Genomic DNA, 2,817 nt, shown 5'->3' on the forward strand with positions numbered 1-2,817 from the left:
GGTTCCAGCGAGAAATTCAACGAGGTGCTCACACCCCTGGCCGACAAGCTGGGCGCTGCCCTGGGCGCCAGCCGCGCCGCGGTGGACGCGGGCTACGCGCCCAACGACTGGCAGGTGGGGCAGACGGGCAAGATCGTCGCGCCGCAGCTGTACGTGGCCTGCGGCATCTCCGGCGCCATCCAGCACCTGGCCGGCATGAAGGATTCCAAGGTGATCGTGGCGATCAACAAGGATCCGGAAGCGCCGATCTTCAGCGTGGCCGACTACGGGCTGGAGGCGGATCTGTTCACGGCCGTGCCGGAGCTGATCGAGAAGCTCTGAGGCGCCCGAGCGCTGTGACCGCTGGGGTTGCGCTGCGCTCCACCCCAGCCTACGAGCCTGTCAGGGCGCCGTAGGCTGGCGGTGACCGAAGGGAACCCCAGCTCTCCCGCCCCTCCTTTTTCCCCCATCCACAACCGCCCCTTCGTCCCATGACCTACGCCGCCCCCCTCAAGGACATGCTGTTCAACATCCGCCATCTGGCCGGCATCGACCAGATCGCCCAGATGCCGGGTTTCGAGGAAGCCGGCTTCGAGACGGCGCAGGCGGTGCTGGAGGAATGTGCCAAGTTCAACGAGGGCGTGGTCGCGCCGCTGAACGTGCCGGGCGACAAGAATCCCTCCAGCTGGAAGGACGGGCAGGTCACCACCACGCCGGGCTTCAGCGACGCCTACCGGCAGTACGCCGAGGGTGGCTGGCAAGGCCTGCAGCATCCGGTGGATTTCGGCGGCCAGGGCCTGCCCAAGGCCATCGGCGCGGCCTGCGGCGAGATGCTCAACTCCGCCAACCTCAGCTTCGCGCTGTGCCCGCTGCTGACCGATGGCGCCATCGAGGCGCTGCTGACGGCCGGCTCCGATGACCTGAAGGCGACCTACCTGCACAAGCTGGTGAGCGGCGAGTGGACCGGCACCATGAACCTGACCGAGCCGCAGGCCGGCAGTGATCTCGCCATGGTGCGCAGCCGCGCCGAGCCGCAGCCCGACGGCACCTACAAGGTGTTCGGCACCAAGATCTTCATCACCTACGGTGAGCACGACATGGCGGACAACATCGTCCACCTGGTGCTCGCGCGCATCCCCGGCGCGCCCGAGGGCGTGAAGGGCATCAGCCTGTTCGTGGTGCCCAAGTTCCTGGTCAACGAGGACGGCTCCCTGGGCGCGCGCAACGACGTGCACTGCGTGAGCATCGAGCACAAGCTGGGCATCAAGGCTTCGCCCACCGCGGTGCTGCAGTACGGCGACCATGGCGGGGCCACGGGCTATCTCGTGGGCCAGGAGAACCGCGGCCTGGAGTACATGTTCATCATGATGAACGCGGCCCGCTACGCGGTGGGCGTGCAGGGCATCGCGGTGGCCGAGCGGGCCTACCAGAAGGCGGTGCAGTACGCGCGGGACCGCGTGCAGTCGCGCCCGGTGGACGGCTCGCTGAACGGCCCGGCGCCCATCATCCATCACCCCGACGTGCGCCGCATGCTGATGACCATGCGCGCCTTCACCGAGGGCTGCCGTGCCATGGCCAGCGTGGCCGCTGCCGCCTACGACGCCGCGCATCACCACCCCGACGCCGCCATCCGCAAGGAGAACCAGGCCTTCTATGAGTTCCTGGTGCCGCTGGTCAAGGGCTACAGCACCGAGATGAGCCTGGAGGTCACCTCGCTCGGCGTGCAGGTGCACGGCGGCATGGGCTTCATCGAGGAGACGGGCGCCGCGCAGCACTACCGCGACGCCAAGATCCTGACCATCTACGAAGGCACCACGGCGATCCAGGCGAATGACCTGGTGGGCCGCAAGACGGCACGGGATGGCGGCCAGACGGCCAAGGCCATCGCGGCGCAGATCGCCAAGACCGAGGCGGCGCTCGCCCAGCGTGACAGCGTGGCGGCGCGTGCCATGGGCAAGCGCCTGGCCGCGGCCCGCCAGGCCTTCATCGAAGCGGTGGACTTCATCGCCGGCAGCACGAAGCAGGCGCCCAATGCGGCCTTCGCCGGATCGGTCCCCTACCTCATGCTGGCCGGCAACCTGGTGGCGGGCTGGCAGCTCGCACGCGCGCTGCTGGTGGCCGAAGACCAGCTCGCCGCTGGCGAGGACGCCGAGTTCATGCGCGCCAAGATCGCCACCGCGCGCTTCTATGCCGAGCACATCCTGGCGCGTGCGCCGGGCCTGCGTGACGCCATCGTCGAAGGCGCGGAGAGCGTGACCGAGTTGGCGCTGGAAGCCTTCTGATCGCCTCGCAGCCTCGTAGGCTGGGGTGCAACCCCAGCTGTCCCCGAACCGCTGGGGTTCCCTTCGGTCACCACCAGCCTACGCCATCCTGATCCCCCCATAGGAGACCTCATGTCCAAGCTTCCCCCGGCGCTGCGCAATCTGCAACTGCCCGTGATCGGCTCGCCGCTGTTCATCATCAGCAACCCCAAGCTGGTGATCGCGCAGTGCCAGGCCGGCATCGTCGGCTCCATGCCGGCGCTGAACGCGCGGCCCGCCTCGCAGCTCGACGAATGGCTGCATGAGATCACCGAGACGCTGGCCGCCTACAACCGTGCCAACCCCGACCGGCCTGCCGCCCCCTTCGCCATCAACCAGATCGTGCACAAGAGCAATGACCGGCTGGAAAGCGACATGGAGATGTGCGTCAAGTACAAGGTGCCGATCTACATCACCTCCCTGGGCGCGCGCGAGGACATCAACGCCGCCGCGCACAGCTACGGCGGCGTGGTGCTGCACGACATCATCAACAACAAGTTCGCCCACAAGGCCATCGAGAAGGGCGCCGACGGCCTGA

At 68.0% G+C, this 2,817-nt stretch carries 3 protein-coding genes; all 3 read left to right on the top strand.

The window, feature by feature from the left end; translation table 11 throughout:
- Positions 1 to 321, top strand: a 321-nt coding sequence (locus ACE3T5_RS21430) for an electron transfer flavoprotein subunit alpha/FixB family protein (RefSeq protein WP_374670139.1), incomplete at its 5' end; no start/stop codon positions are given.
- A gap of 149 nt (positions 322 to 470) precedes the next feature.
- Positions 471 to 2,261, top strand: a complete 1,791-nt coding sequence (locus tag ACE3T5_RS21435; protein ID WP_374670140.1) for an acyl-CoA dehydrogenase — start codon at positions 471 to 473, stop codon at positions 2,259 to 2,261.
- A 111-nt stretch (positions 2,262 to 2,372) separates the two neighbouring features.
- Positions 2,373 to 2,817: NAD(P)H-dependent flavin oxidoreductase (locus tag ACE3T5_RS21440; RefSeq protein ID WP_374670141.1), on the top strand; the 445-nt coding region annotated here is incomplete at its 3' end.

This window comes from Ramlibacter sp., assembly GCF_041916345.1.
Lineage (GTDB): Bacteria > Pseudomonadota > Gammaproteobacteria > Burkholderiales > Burkholderiaceae_C > Ramlibacter.

What these genes read in the sequence shown, in the direction of transcription:
- ACE3T5_RS21435 (WP_374670140.1), top strand. Translation starts at nt 471, where the DNA reads ATGACCTACGCCGCCCCCCTCAAGGACATGCTGTTCAACATCCGCCAT.